This window comes from Caballeronia arvi (assembly GCF_001544695.2).
GTDB lineage: Bacteria > Pseudomonadota > Gammaproteobacteria > Burkholderiales > Burkholderiaceae > Caballeronia > Caballeronia arvi.
Genome location: NZ_FCOM02000007.1, coordinates 21821 through 39888, shown reverse-complemented (window position 1 = coordinate 39888; position 18068 = coordinate 21821). Strand labels below are relative to the sequence as shown.

General features: G+C 62.8%; 25 protein-coding genes. 8 read left to right on the top strand and 17 right to left on the bottom strand.

The window, feature by feature from the left end; genetic code table 11:
- Positions 1-31: 31 nt before the first annotated feature.
- The 16 genes from AWB74_RS10610 to AWB74_RS10535 all read right to left on the bottom strand — a co-directional run bounded on the left by AWB74_RS10610 (position 32) and on the right by AWB74_RS10535 (position 12742).
- Positions 32-1063: a major capsid protein gene (locus AWB74_RS10610; RefSeq protein ID WP_061146740.1), complete on the bottom strand. Its 1032-nt coding sequence runs from the start codon at positions 1061-1063 to the stop codon at positions 32-34.
- A 12-nt stretch (positions 1064-1075) separates the two neighbouring features.
- Complete coding sequence (locus AWB74_RS10605) at positions 1076-1753, bottom strand: hypothetical protein (RefSeq protein WP_061146739.1); 678 nt, start codon at positions 1751-1753, stop codon at positions 1076-1078.
- Positions 1746-2081, bottom strand: a complete 336-nt coding sequence (locus AWB74_RS10600; protein ID WP_061146738.1) for a Bbp19 family protein — start codon at positions 2079-2081, stop codon at positions 1746-1748. Before AWB74_RS10600 ends, AWB74_RS10605 begins: the two co-directional genes overlap by 8 nt.
- Before the next feature lie 45 nt (positions 2082-2126).
- Entirely contained in the window at positions 2127-3275 is a 1149-nt protein-coding gene (locus AWB74_RS10595; protein ID WP_061146737.1) for a glycoside hydrolase 5 family protein, read from the bottom strand.
- Between the two features lie 106 nt (positions 3276-3381).
- Positions 3382-5196 carry a portal protein gene (locus AWB74_RS10590; protein ID WP_087038941.1) on the bottom strand — a complete coding sequence of 605 codons (1815 nt, stop codon included), beginning with the start codon at positions 5194-5196 and terminating at the stop codon, positions 3382-3384.
- Positions 5196-5507 (bottom strand): hypothetical protein, encoded by a 312-nt coding sequence (locus AWB74_RS10585; protein WP_061146736.1) that lies wholly within the window; start codon positions 5505-5507, stop codon positions 5196-5198. Before AWB74_RS10585 ends, AWB74_RS10590 begins: the two co-directional genes overlap by 1 nt.
- Entirely contained in the window at positions 5504-5959 is a 456-nt protein-coding gene (locus tag AWB74_RS10580) for a hypothetical protein (RefSeq protein WP_061146735.1), read from the bottom strand. The genes AWB74_RS10585 and AWB74_RS10580 overlap by 4 nt, the downstream gene beginning before the upstream one ends.
- On the bottom strand, positions 5956-6414 hold the full coding sequence (locus AWB74_RS10575) for a GNAT family N-acetyltransferase (protein ID WP_061146734.1): 459 nt from the start codon (positions 6412-6414) through the stop codon (positions 5956-5958). Before AWB74_RS10575 ends, AWB74_RS10580 begins: the two co-directional genes overlap by 4 nt.
- A gap of 6 nt (positions 6415-6420) precedes the next feature.
- Entirely contained in the window at positions 6421-7989 is a 1569-nt protein-coding gene (locus AWB74_RS10570; protein WP_061146733.1) for a terminase family protein, read from the bottom strand.
- Positions 7986-8486 (bottom strand): terminase small subunit-like protein, encoded by a 501-nt coding sequence (locus AWB74_RS10565; RefSeq protein WP_061146732.1) that lies wholly within the window; start codon positions 8484-8486, stop codon positions 7986-7988. Before AWB74_RS10565 ends, AWB74_RS10570 begins: the two co-directional genes overlap by 4 nt.
- A gap of 40 nt (positions 8487-8526) precedes the next feature.
- On the bottom strand, positions 8527-8754 hold the full coding sequence (locus tag AWB74_RS10560) for a helix-turn-helix domain-containing protein (protein WP_061146731.1): 228 nt from the start codon (positions 8752-8754) through the stop codon (positions 8527-8529).
- A 191-nt stretch (positions 8755-8945) separates the two neighbouring features.
- Positions 8946-11156 (bottom strand): non-homologous end-joining DNA ligase LigD, encoded by a 2211-nt coding sequence (gene ligD, locus AWB74_RS46390; protein WP_160110244.1) that lies wholly within the window; start codon positions 11154-11156, stop codon positions 8946-8948.
- The gene (locus AWB74_RS10550) at positions 11153-11872 is read right to left on the bottom strand and encodes a hypothetical protein (protein WP_061146730.1); all 720 of its coding nucleotides are present in this window, start codon (positions 11870-11872) and stop codon (positions 11153-11155) included. Before AWB74_RS10550 ends, ligD begins: the two co-directional genes overlap by 4 nt.
- Positions 11869-12105, bottom strand: a complete 237-nt coding sequence (locus tag AWB74_RS10545) for a helix-turn-helix transcriptional regulator (RefSeq protein ID WP_061146729.1) — start codon at positions 12103-12105, stop codon at positions 11869-11871. Before AWB74_RS10545 ends, AWB74_RS10550 begins: the two co-directional genes overlap by 4 nt.
- Before the next feature lies 1 nt (position 12106).
- Positions 12107-12424 (bottom strand): hypothetical protein, encoded by a 318-nt coding sequence (locus AWB74_RS10540; RefSeq protein ID WP_235024536.1) that lies wholly within the window; start codon positions 12422-12424, stop codon positions 12107-12109.
- Between the two features lie 81 nt (positions 12425-12505).
- A complete protein-coding gene (locus tag AWB74_RS10535; RefSeq protein ID WP_061146898.1) occupies positions 12506-12742 on the bottom strand; it encodes a YdaS family helix-turn-helix protein in 237 nt (78 codons plus the stop codon).
- Between the two features lie 85 nt (positions 12743-12827).
- Between AWB74_RS10535 and AWB74_RS10530 the strand changes: the two genes are divergently transcribed.
- Positions 12828-13526: a LexA family protein gene (locus AWB74_RS10530; RefSeq protein WP_061146728.1), complete on the top strand. Its 699-nt coding sequence runs from the start codon at positions 12828-12830 to the stop codon at positions 13524-13526.
- A gap of 148 nt (positions 13527-13674) precedes the next feature.
- Here the strand turns inward: AWB74_RS10530 and AWB74_RS46385 are convergent, their stop codons facing one another.
- A complete protein-coding gene (locus AWB74_RS46385; RefSeq protein ID WP_061146727.1) occupies positions 13675-13866 on the bottom strand; it encodes a hypothetical protein in 192 nt (63 codons plus the stop codon).
- Positions 13867-13908: 42 nt separating this feature from the next.
- On the opposite strand from AWB74_RS46385, the gene AWB74_RS10520 reads away from it, so the two are divergent.
- From AWB74_RS10520 to AWB74_RS10500, 7 genes are all read left to right on the top strand, one after another.
- Positions 13909-14472: a hypothetical protein gene (locus AWB74_RS10520; RefSeq protein WP_061146726.1), complete on the top strand. Its 564-nt coding sequence runs from the start codon at positions 13909-13911 to the stop codon at positions 14470-14472.
- 6 nt (positions 14473-14478) lie between these two features.
- On the top strand, positions 14479-14667 hold the full coding sequence (locus AWB74_RS46900) for a hypothetical protein (RefSeq protein ID WP_061146725.1): 189 nt from the start codon (positions 14479-14481) through the stop codon (positions 14665-14667).
- 2 nt (positions 14668-14669) lie between these two features.
- Positions 14670-15968, top strand: a complete 1299-nt coding sequence (locus tag AWB74_RS10515; protein ID WP_061146724.1) for a DUF2800 domain-containing protein — start codon at positions 14670-14672, stop codon at positions 15966-15968.
- Positions 15965-16258 (top strand): hypothetical protein, encoded by a 294-nt coding sequence (locus AWB74_RS10510; RefSeq protein ID WP_061146723.1) that lies wholly within the window; start codon positions 15965-15967, stop codon positions 16256-16258. The genes AWB74_RS10515 and AWB74_RS10510 overlap by 4 nt, the downstream gene beginning before the upstream one ends.
- Positions 16255-16446, top strand: coding sequence for a hypothetical protein (locus AWB74_RS45585; protein ID WP_143749189.1), 192 nt, complete (start codon positions 16255-16257; stop codon positions 16444-16446). The genes AWB74_RS10510 and AWB74_RS45585 overlap by 4 nt, the downstream gene beginning before the upstream one ends.
- A gap of 9 nt (positions 16447-16455) precedes the next feature.
- Positions 16456-17043: an ssDNA-binding protein gene (locus tag AWB74_RS10505; protein ID WP_061146722.1), complete on the top strand. Its 588-nt coding sequence runs from the start codon at positions 16456-16458 to the stop codon at positions 17041-17043.
- Positions 17044-17108: 65 nt separating this feature from the next.
- Complete coding sequence (locus AWB74_RS10500) at positions 17109-17930, top strand: hypothetical protein (protein WP_061146721.1); 822 nt, start codon at positions 17109-17111, stop codon at positions 17928-17930.
- Positions 17931-18068: the final 138 nt, after the last annotated feature.

The window sequence follows — 18068 nt, the reverse complement described above, 5'->3', positions numbered from 1 at the left end:
CGCCGAAGCGGCTCGCGTTCTGCGGATACGCTTAGACGACGCGGCCTTCGGTCGACAGGATCGAGTCGACGATACGGATCGGGATACCGAGGAACGACGTCGTGATCTGGCCTTGTGCTTCGCTGACGCTCAGCGCGTTCTGCGACTTGTTCAGCGCCTGCACACGCAGCATTTCGCCGATCGTGCGGTTGACGTAGAACACCTGACGGCCCATACCCTGACGTGGGATACGCGCGGTCATGCGGATCATCGTCTGGATCAGATCGGTCGGCGTACCGCTGCTCGTCGTGCCGGTGCCGGGGAACGTCGGCGCGTTCGAGCTCGTGGTGAGCACGGTCGTGTCGATGTTCGCGGCGCGCACGATGTAGCGCCAATCCTTCAGCGCAATACCGCAGTTCCATTCCCAGCGGTCAGCGACGGCGCGGAAACGGTTGTTGTTCGCGTCGAACGCGTCGATTTCGCCGAGATCCTGGTGGATGATGCCGGCCTTCGAGCCCTTCGGGAAAATGCCGTGCAGCGTCTGATCGCCCCACGTCACGAGCCACATCGACGTGTTCGCCGAGCCGGTGCCGCCGCAGTCGATCACGTTGTTCGCGTTCGCCGCGCCCGAGATCGCACCGAAGCGCGGCGCAAGGCCGGTGAAGCGCTCGGCGTTCACTTGCGTGTCGCCGTAGATCAGCGTCGAGGCCATCGTCTCGTTCATCGATTCGAGGAACGCGCTGGCTTCCGACAGACGGAATGCTGCGGTATTGCCGTTCAGCGCTGCGACCTTCACGTCGATTTCGTTGCGTGCTTCGAGCAGGCCGCAAGCCTCGTCGACTTGCGCGCGGGTCGACTTGCTCGCCGGCACGCCACCGTACAGACGGCGCCACACGACGGTCGGCAAGCCGGTGCGGACCGTGGTGCGGTGACCGGTCGGCAGGTTGCCTTCGATGAAGGTTGCGTCGAGCAGAATTTCGTTCGTTTGATTCAGCAGCTCGACGACGTCAGCGGTGCTGCCGTCCGGGTCGAGCGATTTCGCAGCGTCGAGCAGCGTCGGGTTCTTCGTGCCAAGTACGGCCATGATGTATGCCCCTTATTTCTGGTTCGGATAGAGACGGTTTTCGATCGGGGTCGCGTTGCGGTCCTTCTGGCCTGCTGCGCCCGTCACAATGCGGCCGTCTTCACTGATTGCCTTGCCGGCCTTGACCATGAACCGGATGACTTCCGGGTGATTGCCAAGCCCGCTTTCGTTCAGCAGCGACTTCAGTTCCGGCGAGCCGAATTGATCGAGCGCTTGCTTCGCCGCGGCCAGGTTCTCGGGCAGCTTGTCGCCGCCGAATTCCTTGTCCGTCTGCGCCTGCTTCGCCCACTCGGCGGTTTGCGTCTTCACGTGATCGGCGATGCGGGAATTGAATTCCCGCGCCTGCTTCACGCCGAGATCGACGAGCTTCTGCGCGTCTTCCTGCGAAAGACCCTTCTCTTTCGCGTACGCCTTCAATTCGTCGAACGCTTCGCCTTCCAGCTTCACGCCTTCGGGCACCTTGAAGTCGGTGTACTCGACCGGCTTTGCGGCTTCAGTAGGCTTGTCGCCTTCCTTCGCTGCTTCGCCTTCGGCGGGCTTGTCGGCCGCGCCGTCGAGCAGCGTCGCGCCTTCAGCCGGTTGCGTTGCCGGGGTCGCTGCTTGGCTTGCCGGTGCGCTCGCGGGGCTTGCCGCGTCGCTGGCCGTCGTCGCCGTGGTTTCCGTCTGGCCTTCAGTGATGGGGTCAGCCATTTGGTTTTTCCTTTACCTTCGCTTCGGTCGCCATCTGCGCGTAGAGCTCGGCGCCGTTCTCGATCGAATGGATCTGAGCAACGAGTCGTAGCGCAATGCTGCGTTTCCCTTCGTTGAAAATCGACCAGTTGGTGTTGCCGTCGAACGACTGCTGGTACAGCCGTGCGTCGCCGAGCAGGCGCCACACGAAACGACGGCCACGCTTGCCGCTCATGAGCCAGCGAATGTCATCGAGTTCGACCGCAGCCTCAAAGCGCGACTGCTCGCGCGCCGCAGCGCGCTGCTCGTCGATTGCTGTGAGATCGGTCGGATTGAATTCATCGCTCATGACGCGCGAATATACGGGCGCGGTTTTGCGGTATGTGCGCGTCGGCTATTGCTGGTGCAGCTTGATGAAGTTCTGAAAGTCGGTGTAGCGCGTCTTCTTAGTCACGCCATCGTTCGAGAGCATGCCGAATTTCATTTCGTCGTCGGTATTCGGCGTCGTGTTGCTCGCCGCGTCGAAGAGCTGGTACAGCGACACGTGCTTGATGTTGTACGTGTTGCGGGTATTCCAGAAGCGAGTCAGCAGATAGTTCCCGGTGATCGCGTTCGAAATGTCTTGCTCGACGCCCGAATAATTGCTGCTGTGTGCGCCGACTTCGGTCAGATAAATCGGCTTTCCCCAATCCTTCAGGTGCTGCAGGATATTGAACCCGCCTGACTGCCCGGCGAGCACTTCGATGTCGTCATTGCCCGGATAGTTGTAGACGTACCAATGCCACGACGTCAGATCCCAATCGAGCTTCGGCGCGCCGGTCGTGCCGTCGGGGTTCATGCCGGCCAGCAGCATGTCGTGAAACGCCGTGTGCATCCACGTTCCGCCCGGTCCCATGATCGGTGTGACGTTGTCAATCGACTTGATGCCCGCCACCGTGCCACGCAGCAGCCCGCGCAGAATGGCGAACTTCGCGGCGTCGTAGTCACCGCGCCACGCGCCGCGACCGACGAGCGCGTACGTCTCGATCTCGTTCGCGATCTCGTACCAAGGCACAAGGCCGCGCAGTTTCGTTGCCGCTTCGATGCCGCGCGCCTGGCCGAATGCGTAAGCCGTCGTCTCGTTCGTGATCGCCGGGTGTGAATACGTCATCAGCAGAACCGGGGCGACTTGAATGCCGCACGGTGCGGCGTAGTTCGTGATGAAGTCGACGATGGTATTGCCGTCGCTGCCGGTGATCGCGCCGGTCGTGCCATCTTCTGACCAGCCGTACCCGTTGCGGTACACCTTGGTCCCGAGTTCGAGCATGCGCAGGCAGGCGATCGCCCAATTCGCTTTGATGTACGGCGTAGCGTTCGGTGACCAGTTCCACGTCAGATGCCCGTTGATCCCCCAAAAGCTCGACGGTCCGCCGATCGTCAAGCCGCTCGTGGAGTTCAGCCACGCTTTCAAGTCGGTCAGCTTGATCTCGACTAGCTGATTGTCTTGCCGGACGGTCAGCGTGTCGTTGTCGAGCGGTGATCGGGTGGACTTCTGCGGCTGCATGGCGAACTCCTAGACGGTTAGTCGAGCTTGTCCTCGACGCGGCAACAACGTTCGCCGTCTTCGAGTGCACGAGCGCACCACCAACAGCGATATGCGTAATAGAGCTTCACTGCGTGTATCCGGTCAGGTTCGACATCACGTCAGACAGCACATTGCTCGCACCGCCTTGCGTAGGCGCTTGCGCGGCCGTCTTCGCCGTCTCGGCGGCTTGCTGCATCTGCGCCTGTTGCTGTGCCTGCTGCTGCGCTTTCGCGCGTGCGGCGCGCGCCTGGTCGCGCTCGTCGGGGTCGACGTTGATCGCTGGGTCGACGCCCTGCGCGTCGGCGTACGTCTCGTACCACCCGTCGGTGTCGAAGTTGTCCATCACGGTCGGCTGCTGGCCGGCGTTGATCTGCATCGTCGCAATACCGCCGAGCGCCATCACGAACTTGTCGATCGAGTTCGTGCCGATCTGCTTCATGGCTTGCGCGAGGATCGAGATGAACTCGACTTGCAGCGTCATGCCCTGCAGATCAGGCGGCGGCGGCGGGAGCAACCCGGCTTCGGCCAGAATGTCGAACGCCGCGTCGACGAGCGGCTTGAGCAGTTCATCGTGCAGGCGCTCGATCACTGGTCCGAGCATCAGCATCTTTTCTTCGTGCAGCTCGGCGACTTCGGTCGCCGTCATGTTCGAGTTGACGTTGTTCGCGAGCATCAGGAACAAGTCTTCGTAGAACGCGCTCTTGATGCGCTGGCGCACGTCCTGAATGTCCTGCAGCAGATAGTCGAGACGCAGGTTCACGTCGTACAGCGTGCGGATTCCGCCCTGCGGCGTCGCGCTGTCGACGTAGGACAGACCGCCCGGCAGGCCGTCGAAGTCGTGATTCTTCAGCGACGTCGGTGCCTGCAGGGGCGGGTTCGTCATCTTGTCGATGGCCTGGCCCTTGCGCAGCTGCTCGTGCTGCAGCTGGCGAATGTCGCCGAGCGCGTCGGATGCGGGGCCGCTGCCGTAGATGTCGCCGCCGAACGTCGCCCATCGCGGCGCGACGACGCGGAATTTCTTGAAGCCGGACACCGACAGCGTCGCGTTGTCGCCGCCCGTCGTGGCCTGATTGCTCGTCTGCTGCGAGTCGGACGAGCCGCCGAGTTCGAGATACGTCGACGTCCACGCCATGTTGCGCGCGTCGGACTTGCTCGGGTCGCGGTCTTCGTTCGGCTCGATGATGTGCAGCACCGTGCGCCATACGTCGAGATTGCCGCTGTCGTACATGCGGCGTGCGTTCTCGCTGCAGTTCTCGTATCCGAATTTCTTCACGAGTTGCGCGACCGTCAGTTGGAATTCGCGATACAGCGTGTCGACTTCGCCCTTGTCGTTCGTCGAGATCGCGTACTCGCCCGCGGTCAGCGGGTACATGCGGATCACGTCATTGAAATCCTGCATGATGATCGACACCGCAGTGCCGAACGCGCCGATTTCCTCGTACATGGAATGCAGCGAGCGGTACACGTTCGAGCGGTTGAACACGTCGAGAATCAGCTTCGTGACTTCGGCGCACCAGACCTTGACGGCCTGCTTCTTATTGAGTTCGCGGTACGGCGTCTTCAGCGCGATCCACGGCCGCGCCGGCGACGTGGCGCCCGCCATCAGGCCAGCGCCGAGCACGCGCAGCGACTTGGTCGCCGTCGAGTCGAAGATCTTCTGGTTGCGCCGGTTGCCGCGGTTGCGATCCTCAACGAAGAAGCGCCCCGCGCGGGGCAGCAGCACTTCGCTGATCTCTTTCCATTCGCGGATCCACGACGAGCGTTCCGACTTCAGCGCGTACCAGCGCTGCAAGTGCAGTTCTTTGCGCGTCTTGATCGGCTTCGCGTTGCCACCCGACTGCGCCGGCTTGTCGGCGCTCGGGTCTTGCGCGGTGTCGTCAGCGAGTAGCGTGTTCGCCATTACGAGCCCAGAAGCGTGTTCCCGCCAAGCCCGGCGGTGCCGCCGAGATTCAGCTTCGAGTTATCAACGCCGCTCGAACCGGTGAGCAGGGTCGAAGCCGGGCCGCTGTTCACGCCTGCGGTCGCCGCACCGTCGGTCGAGCTCACACCGCTCGTGTCGGCTGCGGTAGCCTTCTGCGCGGTGCCCGCCTTGCGCGCTGCGTCGGCGGTCGCACCGCGTGCGTTCGCGGCCTGCTGGTTTGCCTGTACGTGCGACGCGATGGCGCCCGCTGCGGCTACACCAACGCCGATAGCTGCGATAACCCCGCTCATGCTTGTTCCCCTGTGATCGTGACGCGGCCCGCGCACTGCATGAGCAGTTCGGGCTCGTCGGTGAATTCGTGTTCAGCTTCGACCACCGACTGCGCGGCGCTCAGCAACACCATCGTCATGTGCGTTTCGGCGTGCGTGCGAAACAGTTGCTTGCGCCCGGCGCTGCCAGGCAGGACGTGAAAGCCTGTGAGCCGCACCGCATCGGCGCCGGTGAAAACCGTCACGTCGCCCTGCAGCACGAGCACTGTCGCCCGGCTGAGCAAGACGCCCGAGACGACCGTATCGGCGGGCACGTGCGCGGTTCTCGCGTACATGCCGCCGTGAATCAGGTGGTCGATCGGAATCTCGATTTGCGGCTGCGTGAGCAGTTCAACGTCGAGCCGGCGCAGCTGATCGAGGATCGACGCATCGGGCGCGACGAGCGCAGGCGAAGGTGTCGTCAGCTCGTTCATCGCGCGAAGGCCCGGAAGTACAGGCGATTCGTCGCCCGGTATCCGACACGCGGCAGGATGACGTCGAGCCGGCTTTCGCTCGGCGCGCTGATCATCAGGCCGATTGCGCCGCGCGCTTCTGCGATCTGCTCGGCGGTCTGCCGGAGCCGCGTGCCTGCGCTGCCGTCGCGCGCGCTGGCGGCGAGGAAGAACGAGATCAGGCACCCGACCAGCTTCGAGTAATGCGGCAGCGGCGACAGCGTGACGACGCCGAAGCCCACGAGCTCGTCGCCGCGCCACGCGCCAATGCACTGCCCCATGCCGGCGGCTTCCATCGATCGGTACATCGCGGCGTCAACATTGGCCTGGCCGAATTCCGAAATGCCCGACTCGGCGGCGTACTCGTCACACAGCGCGCCGAAGTTCGGCGCGGCGGCGAGTTCGTCGAAGAGGCATTCGCGGATGACGGTAGCCATGATCCTTTACGCGTATGGGTTGTGCTCGCCGCGGGCGGCCGGGCGCTGATATGCGTACGGATCGTAGTTGTCACGCGCAGCGGTATGTCCGCGTCGCAGATCGGCGATCTTCGGCGTGTCGATCAGCGCGAGGATGTACGCCGATGCGCAGTCAGGCGATCGCCCGATGCGCTTCACGATCTCGTCGCGGGACTCGACTTGCACCGTCTTGCCCTGCACGCGCCAGCGCGGCGCACACAGATCGGCGAGCAGCTCGGGGTCGTTCGGCAACGCAATGCCGGTGTTCGCGCTCGGCTCCAGCGCTTCACGCATGCGCCACCAGAGTTCGGTTCGCAGGTTCGAGAACCGAAGCTGGCCTGAGCGATCGACGCCACGCGCGGCTTCCGACACGTTCACGCCGAGCGCTGGCAGGCCGGCATTGTTCAGGAAGTCGTACGGCGACGAGCCGACACCGATCACGTCGATGTGCATCGGCGCGTTGTCGCGCGTCGCGGCGATTACATAGCCGGCGACAGTCGGACCGTCGGGCGTTGCGCTGCCCTGGTACGCGATCGTCTTGTCGAACCACATGCCGTGCCGGCGTGCGATCACGGTCTTGTCGCGCCCGCCACGTGCGACGTCCACGCCGACGGAATCCATCGGCGGCTTGACGTCCGGCTCGCGCCAGCGCGCCATTGCCGCGTCGACCCATGCCGTGGGAATCAGCTGCATTGCGTCGTCTTCCATGCCTGCCTCGAATGAGCCGTAAAGCATCTGCGAGCGCAGCGGCTCGGGCAGCGCCTGAAGCTGCGACACGTAGTTCGTGCCGACCAGGTGCGGGTTGTCCGTTACGCGCGACGGAATGAACGTGCGCGAGCGTGGATGCACCATCTCGCCTTTGTGCTCGAACGGCTCGGGCCCGGCGACTTCCACATCGCGCACACCGCTGCCGTGAACGAGCGTCGCGAACCAGCGCAGTTCGCCCGGCGCAGCTCGCTTGCCGGCGTACTTGCGATCGAGCCACGGTGCGAAGAACGCGATCAGCCACCGGCCTTCAGCGCTCGACGGCGGGTTGAACGTGAGCAGCGTCTGGCACTTCTGGCCGGGCACCGTCGTGCGGTTCCAGGCCATCAGGAAGCGGATCTGGAACTCGGGGATCTCGGCGGCTTCGTCATAGATGATCAGATCGTGCGGCCGGCCCCGATACTTCTGCTCGTCGCCCATGTTCGGCACAGAGCCGAATTCGACCTGCACTTCGGGCAGACGCCAGATCGCATCCTTCGAACTCCAACCGTCACGATTGCCGAGCAGCTCGCCCATACGGTCGACCATGCCGACGTGCTCGGTGCCGTTCTTCCGCACCACAATGCACTTCTTGTGCTGCGTGAGCGCCTTGCCGATAGCGAGATCGGTCTTGCCGCCGCCGGCCGCGCCACCGAAGCCGATGACGTCGGCGTCCGAGCCGTAAGCGATGCTCTGCGGTCCCGGCAATGGTTCCCATAGGGGTGGCTCGTACGAAGCCAGCAGCGAGTCGAATTCAGCCCTTTCCGCGTCCGTCATGAACGGACGCAGGGCTTCGTAGTCGGCGGGGGTCATACGAGATCGGTGCCGTCGTCCTGCTCGGCTTGCTTCCTGCGCTTCTCGGCCGCAGCCGCTAGCTGTGTGATCTTGGCCTGGCGTTGCTCGGGTGTCAGGTTCAAGGATTCGCCGGCAGTCGTCATGTCGATGCGCTGGCCGTACTTGCGCGGGAACCAGACCGCGAGCAGCTTAAGGCGCGTCTCGACCTGCAGCTTGCGGTGCCCGAGCATGTCTTCACGCACGGTCTTGAAACCCTCGTGCGTCGTCTCGTCGCGCTCGCCTACCTGCGGCGTGTCAGCGATAGCCAGGGCTTGCTCGGCGATGACGTCGCCGCCGATCTCACGCGCGAGCGCGAAGCGTGCCGAAAATTCTGCATTGGACTCGCGCCAGCGATACACCGATCTGAAACTCGGAACATGATCATCGCGACAAATGTCGCGCAAAGTCTCGCCCGAAGCGAGTCGTTCGCAAATCTCGTCTGCCAATGCGGGGGTGTAGGACGTAGGCCGTGTCATGCGTCGAATGTTGCGCGACGCATGACAGGGTAAGTGCGCTTCAGATCGGGCGGAACTTGACCGCGACTTGCGCGCGGCGGCGATAGTTGACGATCTTGTCGACCGTTGATTCGCTGACTTCGAACTTCTCGGCGATGTCTCGGCGGGGCATACGCTGCTCGTGCAGCTGTCGCATGAGCTCGACATCGCGATCCGTCAATTTGGCTCGCTGGTGGTCTTGCCCCACCCTAAGCCCCTTCTCGTTCACCCCGACCAATCGCTTATTCATTCGGCCCCTCAACTTGCAATTTTTTGCACAGACCACCTAGACCACCTAGCCCACCTACTTTCTATTCCTTCCTAAAACCACCTACTAATCACACGCGTAATTTCTAAAGTAGGTGGTCTAGGTGGTCTAGGTGGTCAAAAGCCTTACTCCATAAGACTTTGCGGCTAGACCACCTTGCGCGCGATGGTGGTCTAGGTGGGCTTGACCCATACTCGAATCTGCTGCTTCCCGACGGACCGCCGTTCGCGGACGTAGCCGAAAACCTGCAAAATCTTTCCAACACGCATTTCTTCGCGCTTTCCGATCTGTTTCGCGTCCATGCGCAGCGCACCGATCAGAACGTCATGTGTTTGCAAAATTTCGCGCTTTCCCGGCGTGGCGTCTTCACCGTCGAATTCTTCCGGCGTGTCGAGCCACGTCTGCACGACCGGCGCCCACGGATCGCTTATCTTGTGTTCGTGATGGACATCTGCGGCCAGCTTCTCGGCGTCTTGCCAATCGATGCCTGCGAGCTCGAAGACGTCGCGCGCTTCGGCCCAAAGCTGCAGACAGTCACGCGCGATTGCGTCGACGTCACACTTGCCGACGCGGATCGGAAGCCAGCGCCGTTCGCCTGTCTCGTCGGCCAAAAATTCTTCCTGATTGGTCGTACCGAAGAACAGGAAGCGTCGCGCGAACTGCGTGCTGAACTCTTTGAACTTCGGAACCCAGTTCTCATGCGTGCGGCTGATGAACGCCTTGATCGACTCGGAATCCCGCGTGTGCAGCCCGCGCAACTCGCCGAGTTCCAGCACGAGTCGGCCGCGCATCACGCGCGACGCGTCGGCGTCACGGTCGGCCAGGTTCAGTTCGGTGTAGAAGTCCATCGCCGGTGAGATCGCCTTCACCGAGCGCGTCTTGCCCGCGCCCTGCCCACCGATGAACACCGGCACCATCGCCGATTCGCAGCCCGGTGACAGCACGCGCCCTGCAAGCGCCGTCCACATGTAGCGCGACACGGCCCGCGTGTACGGCGTGTCGGGCACGCTCATGTACTTGTGCAGGAACATCTCGATGCGCGCTTCGCCGTCGTGCGTGAGCGTGTTGATCCACTCGACCGCGCTGTCGAAGCGATGGTCGTCAGCCACGAGCCAGACCGCGTCGCGCATCATCTCTTTCGAAAGCTTCTTGAACCCGAGACGTTCGAGCTGGATCTGCAGGCGCGTGTAATCGGCGTCGGTCAGCGTGCGCCACTCGCCCGAGTCGGCACGCGCGAGCATGATCTCGGCGCGGAACTCGTCGAAGCGAATGTCGACGCCTACTTCGTTCGGGTTTTCGAGCCCCATCACGACGTTCTCGATCACCGCGAGGATCTCGCCGTTACCGTTGCGCCGGTACGCCGGGCGCTTCGGGCTTGGCTTCTCACCGGGCGCGAGCGGAATCACGGCGAAGTCATCGCCGAGCGGTTCTTCCCATCCGTGCTCGCGCGCCATGTGCAGGATCGTGCGGCCGGTGATCGCGCCGCGCTCGCCGTCGTGGCCGTGCTTGACGAAAGGCCAGACCCGATCGTTCAGGAAGTCGGGCGCGTACTTGCTCGATCGCGCCGAAAACTCGTGCGCGAGCGCCAGACCCTCGTCGCTGCCCGCGGTCGCGTGATGCAGCGCGAAGATCACATTGCGCCACTCGTCGTAATCGAGTTCTGCATCGCCCGAGTTCGGGATCGCGTCGAGCGCCGCCTTCAGCTGCGCCAGCTCGACCGGCACTTCGCCGACCGTGGGCGCGACAGGTTCTTCGCGCTCGATCACCCGCACCGGGTCCGACACCGGCCATTCCATATCGGCGGCGTACTCTTTCGGCATGTCTTCAAGCTCGAACGTATCGAGCGGCACCGACTTGCCAGCCAGCGGCAGCACGAACATGTTCCCCGACCCGTCTTCGGGCACGCTGTTCTGCTTCGGGAACACTTCGATCTGCCCGGCGGCGACACCCTTCACACCGTCGACGAAGCCGCACGCTTCGAGCGCTTCACGCAGCGCGACGCGCACGCTGTACGCGTCCTGCGCTTCATCCCACAGCAGATAGATGTGCAGGCCAGCACCGCCCGACGAGCGGAACGGAATGCCGCGCAGGTTCGCTTCAGCCAGCGCATCGAGCACGCGCTGCGCGGTGTTCTGCATCTCGTGCCAGGGCGTTTCACCCTTGTGCGAATCGAGATCCAGCAGCGCGATGCGCGTCGTGCTCGCGCCCGGCTCGATCTGCGCGGCACCGTACGCCGGCCCACCGTTGACGTGGTGCAGAAGCTTCGCGCCCGTCAGCGGTTGCCGAGTGTGCGACAGCTTGCCGTCGCGCTTGATCCAGCAGTGCGACGTGACGACACGTGAGACGATCGGCGCGAGCGCGTCGACGAGAAGTTGTTTGTTCATATGAGATCCAGACCGGGCACCGGCCAGAACGCGGCCGAGTTGTTTAGTTCGATCCGCTCGGCGATCACTGCAGCGCGCTGCGCGGCGGTCGGCGGCACGTACATGCCGAACCGATCCTTAGCGCCGCAGTTCATCGTTGCGTTGGTGCTATCCGCCGACGACAGCGGCAGACGCGTGAAGACTTTCGGGTTCAGCATGCGCAGACCGTGCAGACGTGCGCGCGGTCTGCCCTGCTCGTCACAGGCGACAGCCATCGCGTCGGTCATACGCACCCACCAGTCAGACGTGCCCGGCGTCGCCCACTGCCCTGAACTACCAAGCGCGACCGTGCGCCACTCGGACACGAGACGATCGAGACGGCCAAGTGATTCGTGCAGATGCCACACCGGCACGCCCGCGACATGCGCCGGCCAGTCTGCGAGCAGCGCGTCATTGTCGGCTTCGTTGCCTTCGATGACGTCAGGGATCAACGCCCAGTCGAACCCCGGATGCCGGTGCCATTCTTCACACCAGCGGATATACGCCGGGAAATCGAGAACGGCGCCACGTTTCCAAGCCGAGAACGCGCTGTTATCGAAAACGAACGACTGGCAGGCTTCAGCGACGACGCCGATATCGTCTTGACGCAGAAACGGCACGAGCGCGTGCCGGCCAAGCAGAAAGCGCGCGGCGTCTTGCCGTGTCCCGCCGACAGGGGTTCCGTGATAGTGGATCATTCGGCCAGCCAGTCGAGCGAGACGCTGAAGAACTTCGCCAGCTTCGTGAAGTTCTGCCAGCACGGCGAATAGACGTTCAGTTCGACGCTTTGGATCGTCTTCACCGACAAGCCGACCTTGTCGGCCAGCTGTTGCTGCGTCAGCCCGGCGTCTTTGCGCAGGCAGCGCAGCTTCGCGCCCATCGTGTCGGGCGCTTCACCCCACTGCCGAACGCGGATCTGTACGCTCGGCATCTCAACCCCCGAATCCGCGACGCGTTTCGATGTCGACACCGTGGTGATGCGCTCGCAAGACCTGTTGACCGCCGAACTGCTTGAAGAAAAAGTCGGCGATCTGCTCGTGAAACGCCTCGTCGTACAGCGCGGCCGCAGTCACGATGTGCTCGACGTAGACCGTCACGCCCGCGGGCTTGCGCAGTTCGAACGTGTAAATGATCTGCTTGCCGTTGTTGGGGCAACGCGACACAAAGGTGTGGCGATAGATATTTGCGTCCGAGGGCGATTCGAGCTGGCGCTCTAATCCCTGCGCGGCCTTATCTGATGTGGTTTTCATGTTTTAAGACGCAAAATGTCCCCACACCCCGGTAAGGCTATGCTTTACAGGGGTTTTGGTATACGTTAAGGTGCGTGCGTGTTAGGCGTTACCAGACAGGGCGACAGGGATTCCGTCGGCCGGATTCGGGTAGTGCTTCGGGGCAAGAGCGTGCGGGGTGTACTTATATTCCGTCAGCTTCGCGAGTTCGAGTACACGGTCTTTCGGCAGTCGATCCTTATAGATCCACTCGTACACCGAAATGCGCCCGATACCTAACGCTTGCGACACAGCGCGCGCACCGCCGGCAGCGTCCACAGCTTGTTTGATGATCGACACGTCGGCTTTCCTATTAATGTAAGGCAATTCCGAACAAATTCTAGTTCGGCATCACCTAACAGTCAACGTCAATTTGGGGGGTTGCATGATGGCAACGATCGGGGATCGGATTCGAGAAAAGCGCAAGGCCAAGCGAATGACCCTGCAGCAGCTCGGCGACATCTTCGGTATTAGCCGATCGTCCGTGGCCGGGTGGGAATCCGGCGACAGCAAGCCCGGACAGGAAAAGCTGCTCGAACTCGCGAAAGCGTTGGATACGTCTGTCGACTTTCTGTTACAGGATAAGGACCAAAACACCCTGTTAATCGGGCAATTAAAATCGTACGATTCCGCTAAAGTTTCTGAAAGAAACGTCGCGGAACCCACCCGCGAACCGAGTAAGTTGCCCGTCATATCGTGGGTTCAGGCGGGTCATTGGGCTGAAATCGTGGACAATTTCCAACCGGGCGACGCTGAAGATTGGGTACAGTGCCCTTTCAAGAACAGCGCCAGTGCGTTCGTGTTGCGTGTAGTTGGTGAAAGCATGTTCAACCCCGGCGGCGAGATTTCGTTCCGCGACGGGGACTACATCTCTGTGGATCCGCAGCGCGAGGCGCTGCACCGATCCCTTGTGATCGCGAAGCGCACCGACGACCAGTCGGCCACATTCAAGCAGCTTCTGATCGAGAACGACGGCACGATCATGCTGCACGCACTGAACCCGGCCTGGCCGAACAGATACGTGCCTGTCGACGAACACACGCAGATCGTCGGCGTCGTCACCGGACAGTGGCGCGCCTTCTAAACCCGGCCGCACTACCCCGCTGAACCGTACCCGCCACATGGCGGGTATTTTTTCGTCTATTTTGTTCGGCAACGCTTGACACGCGTTCGGCGCTCACCTACAGTTCGTGTACGGCATTACCGAACAAACGGTGACGATCATGAGTCAGCTAGCAATCGACCTTCTCGAACTGCTTCGGCTTCGGGGAAAAGAACGGGGCGCATTGATCGAGCACCTTTTGCGCGAAGTCGCGCTGAACCTGATCGCGCCCGGCGTCGCTGACGTCCGCGGCGGCTGTTGAAAGGTTCAGCACGGTGCGCGCGGATGACGTCGTAAGCGCCGTGATCGTTGCTCTGTTCATCGTTTCGTTCCTGATTTCACATTCATCCTGTTAGGAGTACTCATGTCTCTCGAAGCTGTCATCGAAGCCCAAAACGCGGCCCTCGTCGAAAACACCAACGTGATGCGTGACTTGATCGCCGCACTGCTCGCGACCGGCAAGCCGGAAATCGCGCCCGGCGTGCGGATCATCGACACGTCTGTGTCGCCCGCCGTGAAGGCAGTCGTCAAGGCGCAGAAGGAACTCGAAGCAAAAAAGTCGGACAAGAAGGAAGCCGAGCCGACGCCGGAACCGACGTCTGGCGAAGCGTCGACCGAAGCCCCGGCGACCGAATCCGCGAGCGTGGATGCTGGTGAACTCGCACCGTGGGCGGACAAGACGGCCGAGCTGCACGCGAAGCTGAAGGATCTCGACCCGAACTTCGCGAACCTGAAGGAAGCCGTGCTCGGCATCAATCGCATCGTCGGTCGCGAACAGGCCGAAGCCGTGCTGTCGCGCTTCGGCGCGCAGGCGATCACGGCGAAGGCCGACAAGAAGGGACTCGACGAGAACCAGTACCCGGCAGTGTACGAGATGTGCATCGGCGTTCTCGCCGGCCGCGTCGACGCTACGGCTTCGATGGAGTAAGCCGACATGCGCCGCACTCAACTCGGAAACCTCTTCGTGATGCACGCAATGGTCGGCGGCATGTACCAGGCGATGCGCGCGACCGCGCCGTTCCCGGTCAAGCGCAAAGGGCCGCAGACGCAAGCCGACCGCGACGCGATCGCGCGCGCCGAAGCGAAGCGCGCCCGCAAAGCCGCGAAACTTCGGGGGATTTAATCGTGAGCACGCAAACCGAAGAACGCGCACACGCGCTTCTCTCGCCGTCGTCGGCTTATACGTGGATCAGCTGCAAGGCGTCAACCGCCGCGCAGCTCGGCCAGCCCGACGACAGCAGCGAGTACGCGGATGAAGGCACCGCCGCGCACGAGCTCGCGAAGTGGTGTCTCGAAGGCGGCACCGACACGACGGCGTACATCGGCCGGATCATCCCGGTCGGCGAACGTGAGTTCGAAGTCGACGACGAGATGGCTGGCTTCGTTCAGACGTATGTCGACGGCGTGCGCGATCGCGTCGCGGCGTACGAACTGGCTGGCGCCACGGTCGAGATGCTCGTCGAACAGCGCCTGTCGATCGAGCACATCACTGGCGAGAAAGGCGCGAAAGGCACGAGCGACTGCGTGCTGATCGCCAGCTGGCCGACGCGCGCCGAGATCTGCGTGATCGACTTGAAGTACGGGCGCGGCGTCGCGGTGCTCGCTGAAGGCAACTACCAAGGCATGCTGTACGCCGGCGGCGCTGTCGAAGAACACGGCGCGTTCCACGACTTCGACACGGTGGTAATCGTTATTCATCAGCCGCGCTTGTCCGAGACGCCGAGCGAGTGGTCGCAGCCGATCGATAGCCTGCTCGGCTGGCTCGACACCGTCGCGAAGCCCGCAGCCGAAACCGCGATGCTGTACGTCGACTCGGTGGAACTCGCCCCGCTCGCGCTGGCAGATTTCAACCCGGGCGAAAAGCAGTGCAAGTTCTGCAAGGCGAAGGCCGTCTGCCCGGCGCTGATGGCGCACGTTGAGACGACGCTCGCGGCCGACTTCACGTCGTTCGACATCTCGCCCGAGCACCGCGCGCCGCTGAAGATTGAACTGCTCGATAACGATGCGCTCGGCCGCGTGTATGAGTCGCTCGATCTGATCGACGGCTGGATGAAGGCCGTGCGCGGCCGGATCGAAGTCGAACTGCTGGCCGGCAACGCAGTGCCCGGCACGAAGCTCGTCGCCGGTCGTCGCGGCGCGCGCAAGTGGTCGAGCACCGACGAAGCTGAAGCGCTGCTGAAGTCGATGCGCCTGAAGCAAGACGAGATGTACACCTTCAAGGTGATCAGCCCGACGCAAGCCGAGAAGCTGCTCGCGAAGGAATCGCCGCGTCGCTGGAAGAAAGTCGAGTCGCTCGTGACGCAGGCCGACGGGAAACCTTCCGTCGCGCCCGAGCACGACAAGCGCCCGGCGCTGGTAATCGAGCCGGTGGTCGACGAGTTCGAAGCCGTGACGACGGAAGACGACGGCGGAGATCTGGTATGAACGCGACCCGTTCCCCGCAGCTGGAAATCGTCGAAGCGCTCGTCGCGTGTGGCCACTCGCGCACCGACGCGATCAAAAAGGTGCGCGCGCTTGAAGAAACGGTCGAGCGTCGCATCGCGCAGCCGGCGAAGGCGCAGCGTCGCGAGCGCATCGCGTCGACGGTGCTCGGCGGACTGGCCTGCGCCGCGGCGACGGTGCCGCGTGGCGTGAGCGTCGAGACGTTTCAAAAAACGAACGTCGCCCTTGCCGTGCGCTACGCCGACTTGTTGATCGAGGAAATCGACAAATGAACGCACGCACATACCCCACGAGCATTCGCCCTAATGTACTCAGCGCGTTGTTGCCGCCCGTAGCGCGCGAGCTGCTGGCGCGGGCGGCGTTCGAAGCGAAAAGCATTGCAGGCGAAGCAGCGCGTACGGCCCACATCGAAGCGGCCATCGAGCGCGTGCGCCACAACTATCCGAAATATTTCAAGTAGAGGTTTCAAATGATCGTTCAACTCCAATCCGCCCGTCTGTCGTTCCCGGATCTGTTCGAAGCGAAGCAGTTCGAAGGTGCCGGCCCGTTCTCGTACCGCGCCGCGTTCCTGATCGAGGAAAACGCGCCGGTGATGGTCAAGTCGGCCGACGGCTCGTGGAAGAAAACGACGATGGCGAAGGTGATCGCGTCGATCGCCGAAGAAAAGTGGAAGACGAAAGCCCCGGCGATCCTGAAGACGCTCGAAGGCAACCCGCAGAAGTGCTGCTGGTACGACGGCTCGGTGAAGGATTACGACGGCTACGAAGGCAACTTCGTGCTGTCCGCGTCGCGCAACGAAGACAAGGGCCGTCCGATCGTGATCGATCGCGACAAGTCGCCGCTCGTTGCGGCTGACGGCAAGCCGTACGCCGGCTGCTACGTGAACGGCACCGTCGAACTGTGGGCGCAAGACAACAAATTCGGTAAGGGCATCCGCGCGACGCTGCGCGGCGTGCAGTTCGTGAAGGATGGCGACGCGTTCAGCGCCGGCTCGCCGGTGAGCGAAGACGACTTCGACACGATCGACGCGCCTGAGACTGAGGATGACTTGGCATAACAGAACGGGGCAATGGTCGGCGTTGGCGCGCCGGCCTTCTCAATCACGCAAGGAGCATTCCCATCATGGCAAAGATTAAAAGCAAGATCACCGGCGACGAGTTCGACGCCCCGGCCGTCGATTTCCAGAACGAAGCCGACTTCGAGATCATCGACTCGGGAAACGAATTGACCGATGGCGCTGCGTCGGACACGGCGCTGTCGGTTACGTCTGGCACGACCGAATCCACGGCCGGTACGTCGTCAGCGACCGACACGGACCAGCCGGCATCGCAGCCGACGGAAGCCGCGTCAACGGCAACGGACAGCGCGGCGTCCGAGCAAGGTGCTGAACTGGGAAACGTGCCTGGCTCGTCGAGCATTGGTTCGATGAATGGCGAGCCCGAAGCGTCCACGACTGGATCCGACTCGCCCACGGCTGACGTGGGAAACGTTGCTGCGACTGGCATCTCACCGGCTGCTTCCGATTCGGATGCGTCGCCCGTCGCGGATCAAGCCCCCTCGAACGTATCCACCGACTCGCCGCTGCAATCCAGCGACGTATCCGACGCTGAAGTGCCCGTCGCACCTGACGCCGCACCGACGCCCGAGCAAGCTGCCGAAGGTACGACCGACACCGCAGCCGCTGACGCCGCGACGCCGATCGACACGACGGTTTCGCCCGTCGTCGACTCGGTGACCGGGAACCCGACCGGCGGTCCGTCGGCGGGTAACGGCGCGACGCTCGACTCGAAGGGCAAGCACATCGTCGCGGATCAGCTGGAAAGCGACACGCTGTACGCGATCGGCCAACTCGTCGCCGTGAACGACAACCTGAAGCACGCGGCCGACGCGTTCTTCGATCAGGTTCGCTCGCAGATCGACGTCGAAGCAGCCGACGCGCAGTAAGGATTGTGCCCTGCGTCCCCGCGCAGGGCGCTTTGGGGTGGCGTATTCCCCGGCGGTGAGTAAGCCACTCCAAAGCGGTTCGTTTCGGTGGTGCTGTACTCCCTGCATAGCGAAAGTATCCGGCTGACGATCGGTATA

Bases quoted from the DNA above. Each gene is read 5' to 3' on its own strand.
- AWB74_RS10590 (WP_087038941.1), bottom strand. From the start codon at position 5,196: ATGGCGAACACGCTACTCGCTGACGACACCGCGCAAGACCCGAGCGCC.
- AWB74_RS10560 (WP_061146731.1), bottom strand. From the start codon at position 8,754: ATGAATAAGCGATTGGTCGGGGTGAACGAGAAGGGGCTTAGGGTGGGG.
- AWB74_RS10510 (WP_061146723.1), top strand. From the start codon at position 15,965: ATGAACGCGACCCGTTCCCCGCAGCTGGAAATCGTCGAAGCGCTCGTC.
- AWB74_RS10520 (WP_061146726.1), top strand. From the start codon at position 13,909: ATGTCTCTCGAAGCTGTCATCGAAGCCCAAAACGCGGCCCTCGTCGAA.
- AWB74_RS10585 (WP_061146736.1), bottom strand. From the start codon at position 5,507: ATGAGCGGGGTTATCGCAGCTATCGGCGTTGGTGTAGCCGCAGCGGGC.
- AWB74_RS10500 (WP_061146721.1), top strand. From the start codon at position 17,109: ATGGCAAAGATTAAAAGCAAGATCACCGGCGACGAGTTCGACGCCCCG.
- AWB74_RS10605 (WP_061146739.1), bottom strand. From the start codon at position 1,753: ATGGCTGACCCCATCACTGAAGGCCAGACGGAAACCACGGCGACGACG.
- AWB74_RS46385 (WP_061146727.1), bottom strand. From the start codon at position 13,866: ATGAACAGAGCAACGATCACGGCGCTTACGACGTCATCCGCGCGCACC.
- AWB74_RS10550 (WP_061146730.1), bottom strand. From the start codon at position 11,872: ATGATCCACTATCACGGAACCCCTGTCGGCGGGACACGGCAAGACGCC.
- AWB74_RS10545 (WP_061146729.1), bottom strand. From the start codon at position 12,105: ATGCCGAGCGTACAGATCCGCGTTCGGCAGTGGGGTGAAGCGCCCGAC.
- AWB74_RS10600 (WP_061146738.1), bottom strand. From the start codon at position 2,081: ATGAGCGATGAATTCAATCCGACCGATCTCACAGCAATCGACGAGCAG.
- AWB74_RS45585 (WP_143749189.1), top strand. From the start codon at position 16,255: ATGAACGCACGCACATACCCCACGAGCATTCGCCCTAATGTACTCAGC.
- AWB74_RS10530 (WP_061146728.1), top strand. From the start codon at position 12,828: ATGATGGCAACGATCGGGGATCGGATTCGAGAAAAGCGCAAGGCCAAG.
- AWB74_RS10540 (WP_235024536.1), bottom strand. From the start codon at position 12,424: ATGAAAACCACATCAGATAAGGCCGCGCAGGGATTAGAGCGCCAGCTC.
- AWB74_RS46900 (WP_061146725.1), top strand. From the start codon at position 14,479: ATGCGCCGCACTCAACTCGGAAACCTCTTCGTGATGCACGCAATGGTC.
- AWB74_RS10575 (WP_061146734.1), bottom strand. From the start codon at position 6,414: ATGGCTACCGTCATCCGCGAATGCCTCTTCGACGAACTCGCCGCCGCG.
- AWB74_RS10505 (WP_061146722.1), top strand. From the start codon at position 16,456: ATGATCGTTCAACTCCAATCCGCCCGTCTGTCGTTCCCGGATCTGTTC.
- AWB74_RS10570 (WP_061146733.1), bottom strand. From the start codon at position 7,989: ATGACCCCCGCCGACTACGAAGCCCTGCGTCCGTTCATGACGGACGCG.
- AWB74_RS10565 (WP_061146732.1), bottom strand. From the start codon at position 8,486: ATGACACGGCCTACGTCCTACACCCCCGCATTGGCAGACGAGATTTGC.
- AWB74_RS10595 (WP_061146737.1), bottom strand. From the start codon at position 3,275: ATGCAGCCGCAGAAGTCCACCCGATCACCGCTCGACAACGACACGCTG.
- AWB74_RS10580 (WP_061146735.1), bottom strand. From the start codon at position 5,959: ATGAACGAGCTGACGACACCTTCGCCTGCGCTCGTCGCGCCCGATGCG.
- ligD (WP_160110244.1), bottom strand. From the start codon at position 11,156: ATGAACAAACAACTTCTCGTCGACGCGCTCGCGCCGATCGTCTCACGT.
- AWB74_RS10610 (WP_061146740.1), bottom strand. From the start codon at position 1,063: ATGGCCGTACTTGGCACGAAGAACCCGACGCTGCTCGACGCTGCGAAA.